Below are 541 nucleotides of genomic sequence, written 5' to 3'. Positions count from 1 at the left end.
GTCGACCCGCTGCTGCGCGGGCACGTGCTGTGGCACGACCGGCCGCTGGACGTGGACCTCATGAACGAGGCGGCAGGGAAGCTGCTGGGCGAGCACGATTTCGCGGCGTACTGCAAGAAGCGCGAGGGTGCGACGACCATCCGCAAGCTGCTCGATCTGCACTGGGAGCGCACGCCCGACGGGATCGCCGTCGCGACCGTGCGGGCCGACGCGTTCTGCCACAACATGGTGCGGGCGCTGGTCGGCTCCATGCTGCTGGTCGGGGACGGGCACCGGCCGGCGGAGTTCCCCGGCGAGGTGCTGGCCGCCGGGGTCCGCAACTCCGCGGTCAATGTGGTGCGCCCGCACGGGCTGACGCTGGAGGAGGTCGGCTACCCGGCGGACGACCAGCTCGCGGCCCGCAACCTGCTGGCCCGCAATCTGCGGACGCTGCCCGGCTGCCTCTGAGCGGCCGCCGTCAGTTCCCGGCGGCCGTGTCGCGCGCCGCCGCGTCCTTGCCGCGCTGCACGATGCGCTCGAAGGCGAAGTTCGACGCGTCGAT

Annotated in this window: 1 pseudogene; it reads left to right on the top strand. The window is 72.6% G+C overall.

Going from position 1 to position 541, the window contains the following annotated elements:
- Window positions 1-447: pseudogene (locus tag O3W51_RS48330) on the top strand (tRNA pseudouridine(38-40) synthase TruA); the annotation flags it as partial.
- Window positions 448-541 lie beyond the last annotated feature (94 nt).

Origin of the sequence: Streptomyces sp. H39-C1 (genome assembly GCF_027158125.1) — a bacterium.
GTDB lineage: Bacteria > Actinomycetota > Actinomycetes > Streptomycetales > Streptomycetaceae > Actinacidiphila > Actinacidiphila fildesensis.
The sequence above is the reverse complement of the archived record's forward strand: the minus strand, read 5'-3'. Positions and strand labels throughout refer to the sequence as shown.